The sequence below is a fragment of the Maribellus luteus genome (genome assembly GCF_003576475.1).
Classification (GTDB): domain Bacteria; phylum Bacteroidota; class Bacteroidia; order Bacteroidales; family Prolixibacteraceae; genus Draconibacterium; species Draconibacterium luteum.
Window position 1 is genome coordinate 306,808 of sequence record NZ_QWGR01000007.1, and the last position, 6,755, is coordinate 313,562.

Genomic DNA, 6,755 nt, shown 5'->3' on the forward strand with positions numbered 1-6,755 from the left:
TAGTTATACCTGACCATGAGATTATCAAAATATACGCGACTGGGAGTTCTTATTGTTGTTGCCCTTACCATCTTTTTCTGGGGCTTAAGCTATTTAAAGGGAAACGACTTTTTCTCGCGTACCAATTATTATTACGTCTATTACGACCGCGTTGACGGCCTGGCTCCTTCGAGCAAAGTAATGATGAACGGGTTTCCGATTGGGAAAGTAAGAGACATCACCTTTGCATCGGATCGAAGCGGACGCCTGCTGGTTACTTTAGCGATTGATTCAGAATTCGGGGTTCCCACTAATTCGGTAGCCCAAATCATAAGCAGCGATATTATGGGTACCCGGTCTGTAAAACTGGAGATGAGCAAAGAGCTTACCTATCATCATCCCAACGACACCATTCGCGGCTCCATCGAACACGATTTGAAAGAACAGGTAAGTATGCAGGTTCTTCCGTTAAAAAACAAAGCAGAAGAACTTTTAAGTACGCTTGATTCGGCCCTCACGGTTTTTACCGCCATCCTGAACGAAGATGCACAGGCCAACTTATCATCGAGCTTTGCCAACATCAACCAAAGCATCAAAAACATTGAAGCCACAACAGCCGATCTTCAGGAAGTAGTAGCCGCCGAAAAACAAAGCATGAAGAGTATTATTACGAACATCGACTCCATAACAACCATGTTCAGAAACAACTCTTCGGCCTTTGAAGCTACGGTGCACAACCTGCATTCGTTTAGCGATACTTTGTCGCAGATTTCGGTTTCGCCGGTTCTCGATAACATTCAAAACATTTCAGAACAGTTAATCGCCACGCTCGACAAGCTGAACAGCGACGATAATACAGCCGGGCTTTTACTAAACGACGATGAATTGTATTACTCCATTAATATGCTATCAGAAAACATGGCTTTTCTTATAGCCGATGTTCAAAAAAATCCGAAAAGATATTTGCAATTCTCAGCATTTGATTTTGGAAAAGATGTTTACGTAAACACAAAACAAGACCTCTCGGCAAAAGATATTGTGTTTAAAGTTCATCTTGTTTCCAGCAAAATAAAACTCGATCCCAACAGTGAGCGTTTTGACGGGATAAAAAATGTGGAAGAATATTATTCGGGCGGAGTTTATTCCTACCTGGCAGGCAGCACGGGGATTTATTCAGAAATTGAACTTCTTTTTAGTTCAGTGAGGAAAAAATTTCCCGACTCAAGCATTGTTGCATTCAAAAACGGACGCATAATTACACTCGAAAAAGCGCTACGCAAGATACAGTAAGGGATAGCGAAAAAACAGGCTTTTACTTAACAAAAAATATATCAGACTACTACCAACCAGTTATAGGTTTAGCTATCAGAACATTAAATACATATTGCTGATTATCAGCAATTTAAAAATATCCTCTTTTTTTATCTTTTTAAATGACTGATAAAGAAACCGATAAATAATTTAGGTTTAAAACAATAGAGATCTTATTTTTTTTTTCACTTTTTTTTTGCAACTTTTGTCCTTAGGAATACCACTAAGGAAATTTTTGTAGAACCTCAATTATCCTGCAATTGTAAATGAGCAACGAATACAAATCTGCATGGGAAAAGTGCCTCGACGTTATAAAAGATAACGTCCCTAGCAGCAGTTTCAGGACCTGGTTTGAGCCAATCGAACCGGTAAAACTGGAAAATCAAGTACTGACCATTCAAGTGCCCAGTGCATTTTTTTATGAATATCTGGAAGAGCAATTTATCGATATTCTGAGAAAAACACTGCGTATGGTGATTGGTCCGGGGGCAAAACTGGAGTACAATGTTGTTATGGGTAACAAGAACGGTAATCAACCGTACACTGTTAGTTACCCAACCAATAACAATGTTAAAATTCAAAACAAGCCGCTAACAATCCCGTTAAAATCGGATGAAAAACCAACCATCCGTAACCCGTTTATTATTCCGGGCATCCAGAAGCTTCAGATTGATCCGCAGTTAAAACCGGACAATACTTTTGAAAACTTTGTGGAAGGCGATTGCAACCGGCTTGCCAGAAGTGCGGGCTTTGCCGTAGCCCAAAATCCTGGAGGAACGGCTTTTAATCCGTTAATGATCTACGGAAACTCGGGGCTGGGGAAAACACATCTGGCGCAAGCAATCGGGATTGAAGTAAAAGAACGCTTCCCCGATAAGGTAGTTCTCTATGTAAATGCGAACAAGTTTCAAACTCAGTATACCGAAGCAACACGGAACAACAACCGGAACGACTTCCTGCATTTCTACCAAATGGTGGATGTGTTGATTCTGGACGACGTGCATGAATTTGCCGGAAAAGAAAAGACACAGGAGACGTTCTTCCACATCTTCAACCACCTGCACCAGATGGGCAAGCAACTGATATTGACGTCGGACAAGCCGCCGATCGAACTGAAGGGAATGGAGCAAAGATTGTTGTCGCGTTTCAAATGGGGACTAACTGCTGACTTGCAGACACCTGATTTTGAAACCCGCATGGAAATCCTACGTCGCAAGGTTTACAAGGATGGAATTACGCTTTCAGAAGAAGTTCTGGAGTATATTGCGTCGCATGTAACCAATAACGTACGCGAACTGGAAGGTGCATTGGTTTCGTTGCTGGCACAATCCATGCTGAATAAACGCGAAATTACACTCGAGCTGGCAGCCAAACTTATTACCAAGCTGGTGAAGAACTCGAAACGCGAACTGTCGATCGAATATATTTCGAAAGTTGTTTGCGACTATTTCAACATGCCGGTTGATGCGCTTCAGGCTAAAACCCGGAAACGGGAAGTGGTACAAGCCCGGCAAATTGCCATGTACTTCTCGAAGAGCCTGACCAAGTATTCGCTGGCGAGTATTGGAGCGCAAATCGGAAGTAAAGACCACGCCACAGTGTTACATGCCTGCAAAACGGTAAATAACCTGAAGGACACCGACAAAAACTTCCGGGTTTTTGTGGAAGAAATAGAAAAGAAATTAAAAATGTAAAATACACGGCAGGCTTTAAAGTCTGCCTTTTTTTTGCCCCATGATCTACCTCGCAGCAAGCATTCTTTCCTCTTCAATGATCTTTGTGGTATTTCGTTTGGCCAAAAACTATCAATCGAGACTGGCGGTTCTGATTACCGTCAATTACCTTGCTGCCACTCTACTCGGAATCTTTCTTTTAGTTCCTCGCGAGCCTGTCGCTCCCGAAAGAATCATTCGCTGGATGCCTTATGCTATTCTGCTCGGAGTATTGTTTATTGTCATGTTTTTCTTTATTGGCAAAAGCGCACAAAAAGCCGGTATTACCGTAACAACGCTCGCAGCCAAACTGTCACTTGTATTTCCGGTTATTTTCTCGCTGTTCTATTTCAACGAAAAACTATCTGTATTAAAAATCATCGGAATTATATCGGCTGTTGTGGCCGTAGCACTTACAGTCTACAAAAAGGATCTAAGAAGAACCAATCTGCAGTTTGTGTTTCTTCCCCTCACCATATTTCTTGGCACTGGCCTGGTTGACTCTCTTGTCAAATTTGTCCAGGCCACTAAAATCGACGATAATGAGGTAAGCCTATACACCACACTCGTATTTTTTGCAGCGTTTCTTTGCGGAATATGTTTCCTGTTGGTATCCGGTCAGTTGAAGGAAAAACGCCACTTCCCCACTATTTTGCTGGGTACAATACTCGGCATGGTCAACTTTGGCTCGCTCTACTTTCTTTTGCAGGCATTAAACAAAACCGGAATGGACAGCTCGCTGGTCTTTGCCCTAAATAATATGCTGATCGTTGCGCTTACCACTGTTTTCGGAACAGTGATTTTTAAAGAACAGTTGAATAAAGTTAACTTTGCAGGAATTTTGCTGGCATTGCTCAGCTTGTATTTTTTATTGTGATGAACGACGTTTACAAAACCATTGAGAAAACAAGTACCGGATATTTCAAAGACAAAGGGAGTAAGTTTTATTCGTATGCCTACCCCATTCAGGCCGAAGAAGAAGTCAAGGAAATCATTCAGCAGCTAAAAAAAGAACACCACAGCGCGCGGCATCACTGCTATGCGTGGCGATTGGGAACCGAAGAAATTACAACCCGGGCTAACGACGACGGCGAGCCATCGTCAACTGCAGGGAAACCCATACTCGGGCAACTTCAAAGTTACGAGGTTACGAATATACTGGTGGTGGTTGTTCGCTACTTTGGCGGAACGCTTTTGGGAGTAAGCGGCCTGATCAATGCGTACCGAAACGCCACTGTTGAAGCACTAAACAATGCCGAAATTGTTTCCAAACTCATTGAGAAAGGCTATGAATTAAAATTTGGCTACGATTTGCTCAACACGGTAATGTACCACATCAAACAGGAAAACCTGGACATAGTCGTTACGGATTTTCAGGAAACCTGCCGACTGGTTTTCAAGGTTAGAAAAGGCGATGCAGAAAAGGCTTACAACATCTTCGACCAGATTTACGGTTTGACGATCTCCGAAGTAAACATGTAAAGTTTTTGTTAATAAAATGGTGAAAAGTACAAGCCTCCAACTCCATTAAAAGTTATTGAAAGAAATTATTTTTGAGCCATGATGCAAAGTGCGATATTCCTGCCACCTTTTCTGATACGAGGCATCACTAGTCTCCGAAAGAAGGTTCTTTTTCCTGAAAAATGCATCAAACGATTAGAACTATCGATCGTATATTTTGATAAAAAAGTAGGCACTTTTTTTCAAACAAATGAAAACCAACATTTTCTTAACCGAAGTGTTGGTTTTTTTCTGTTTAGTAATTCCGTAATTAAAAACCAAAAATAATGGCAATGAAGAAGGATTTATTATCGATTACCGATTTTTCGAAAGAAGAATACCTGCGTATCCTCGAATTGGCTGCCGAATTTGAAGAAAACCCAAATCAGGATCTTTTAAAAGGCAAAGTGGTAGCTTCGCTCTTTTTTGAACCGTCAACCCGTACACGTTTAAGCTTTGAAACCGCCATTAGTCGTTTGGGCGGTCGTATTATCGGTTTTGCAGACCCCGACAGTTCGAGCTCAACAAAGGGAGAAACCCTGCACGACACCATCAAAATGGTAAGTAATTATGCCGACCTGATTGTGATGCGTCATCCGCTGGAAGGAGCAGCCCGTTATGCTGCCGAAGTCTCGGATGTTCCGGTTATTAATGCCGGCGACGGGGCCAACCAGCACCCCACTCAAACTCTGCTCGATATGTATTCGATTCTGAAAACGCAGGGAACGCTTGACAACATTAACATTTTTATGGTGGGCGACCTGAAATACGGGCGAACCGTACACTCACTTTTGCAAGCCATGTCGGAATTTGAGAATCCTATTTTCAATTTTATTGCCCCTCCCAACCTAAAAATGCCTCCCGGATACCTGCATCACCTGCAGGAAAAAGGAATTCGTTATTTTGAGCACGAAGAATTCACCGATATTATTTCTGCCGCCGACATTATTTATATGACGCGTGTTCAGAAAGAACGTTTTGCCGACCCGATTGAGTACGAAAAAGTTAAAGACGTTTACATCCTGAACAACGAAATGCTGAAAAATACCAAGCCTAATATGAGGATCCTTCATCCGCTGCCACGGGTAAACGAAATCAGCACCGATGTGGATGCCAACGAAAAAGCCTACTACTTTGAGCAGGCCCGAAATGGTATTTTCGCCCGAGAAGCAATTATTTCGCATGTTATGAACCTTAAATAAACATCCAATGGAAGCAAAAGATAACGCCAAAAAGAAACTAAAGCTAAAAGTTAGCGCCATTAAAGAAGGAACTGTAATCGATCATATTCCGGCAAAAAATCTGTTTAAGGTGATTAATATTCTGGGCCTTGACAAAATCGAAAACCAGATTACATTCGGAACCAACCTCGACAGCCATAAACTGGGAGCCAAAGCGATTATTAAGGTAAGCGATGTTTTTTTCGAAGACATGGAAATTAACAAGATTGCGCTTATTGCTCCTCACGCCAAACTCAATATTATTAAAGATTACGAGGTAGTAGAAAAGAAAATTGTTGAAACGCCTGATAAAATTACCGGGATCGTAAAATGTTTCAACCCGAAATGTATTACCAACAATGAAAAAATTACCACCTGTTTCAAGGTCATCGGCAAGGCTCCGATTGCGCTAAAATGCAAGTACTGCGAGAAGATCACAACCGAGGAGCAGATCCGGATGATATAATTTTTTGCTGATCTGATATAAATCCGCTTTTTGGTATTGCAGAGAGCGGATTTTTTATATATTTGCACCACCAAAATCAAACGGGGCGCGGCCCGGGGAGATTTGGAAAGTTCAAATAAGTATTGCCCAGTTGGCGGTCCCGATAGCTATCGGGAGGTAAACGCGCCAATATAATAAAATGCCCAGTTGGCGGAATTGGTAGACGCGCTAGTTTCAGGGACTAGTATCCGTATGGATGTGAAGGTTCGAGTCCTTTACTGGGCACTTTGGAAAAACCAAGGAATTTCAAAAGCACTTAAAATCAATATTTTAAGTGCTTTTTTGTTTTCCACAATTATCAAAAAAGCACAAAAAAAGTCATTCTAAACGAGACTTTACCGAGACTAGTGCTTTTTTCGCATAAACCAGTCTCGACAATTCTCTTAAATCTCTCTTTCTCAGCATTTAAATTGATGCAAATTGACTCGATTTGAACTTGAAAACAAGCTCTGAAAAGGGTACTTTTAAGCAATAATCGAGACTAGTTTTTTCTTTAACCCTAAAAATGAGAAAAGATAAGATTAACGA

At 41.5% G+C, this 6,755-nt stretch carries 6 protein-coding genes and 1 tRNA gene; all 7 read left to right on the forward strand.

What is annotated here, in order from left to right:
• Nucleotides 1-15 precede the first annotated feature (15 nt).
• The 7 genes from D1614_RS14350 (at nt 16) to D1614_RS14385 (ending at nt 6,452) form a co-directional block, all read left to right on the forward strand.
• On the forward strand, nt 16-1,269 hold the full coding sequence (locus D1614_RS14350; RefSeq protein ID WP_119438640.1) for an MlaD family protein: 1,254 nt from the start codon (nt 16-18) through the stop codon (nt 1,267-1,269).
• A 287-nt stretch (nt 1,270-1,556) separates the two neighbouring features.
• Nucleotides 1,557-2,984: a chromosomal replication initiator protein DnaA gene (gene dnaA, locus D1614_RS14355; RefSeq protein WP_119438641.1), complete on the forward strand. Its 1,428-nt coding sequence runs from the start codon at nt 1,557-1,559 to the stop codon at nt 2,982-2,984.
• A gap of 40 nt (nt 2,985-3,024) precedes the next feature.
• Nucleotides 3,025-3,879 carry an EamA family transporter gene (locus D1614_RS14360; RefSeq protein WP_119438642.1) on the forward strand — a complete coding sequence of 285 codons (855 nt, stop codon included), beginning with the start codon at nt 3,025-3,027 and terminating at the stop codon, nt 3,877-3,879.
• Entirely contained in the window at nt 3,879-4,484 is a 606-nt protein-coding gene (locus tag D1614_RS14365; RefSeq protein ID WP_119438643.1) for an IMPACT family protein, read from the forward strand. Before D1614_RS14360 ends, D1614_RS14365 begins: the two co-directional genes overlap by 1 nt.
• 311 nt (nt 4,485-4,795) lie before the next feature.
• Nucleotides 4,796-5,704: an aspartate carbamoyltransferase gene (gene pyrB, locus D1614_RS14375; RefSeq protein ID WP_119438664.1), complete on the forward strand. Its 909-nt coding sequence runs from the start codon at nt 4,796-4,798 to the stop codon at nt 5,702-5,704.
• 7 nt (nt 5,705-5,711) lie between these two features.
• Nucleotides 5,712-6,188, forward strand: a complete 477-nt coding sequence (gene pyrI, locus D1614_RS14380) for an aspartate carbamoyltransferase regulatory subunit (RefSeq protein ID WP_119438645.1) — start codon at nt 5,712-5,714, stop codon at nt 6,186-6,188.
• Nucleotides 6,189-6,368: 180 nt separating this feature from the next.
• A tRNA-Leu gene (locus tag D1614_RS14385) sits at nt 6,369-6,452 on the forward strand.
• Nucleotides 6,453-6,755: the final 303 nt, after the last annotated feature.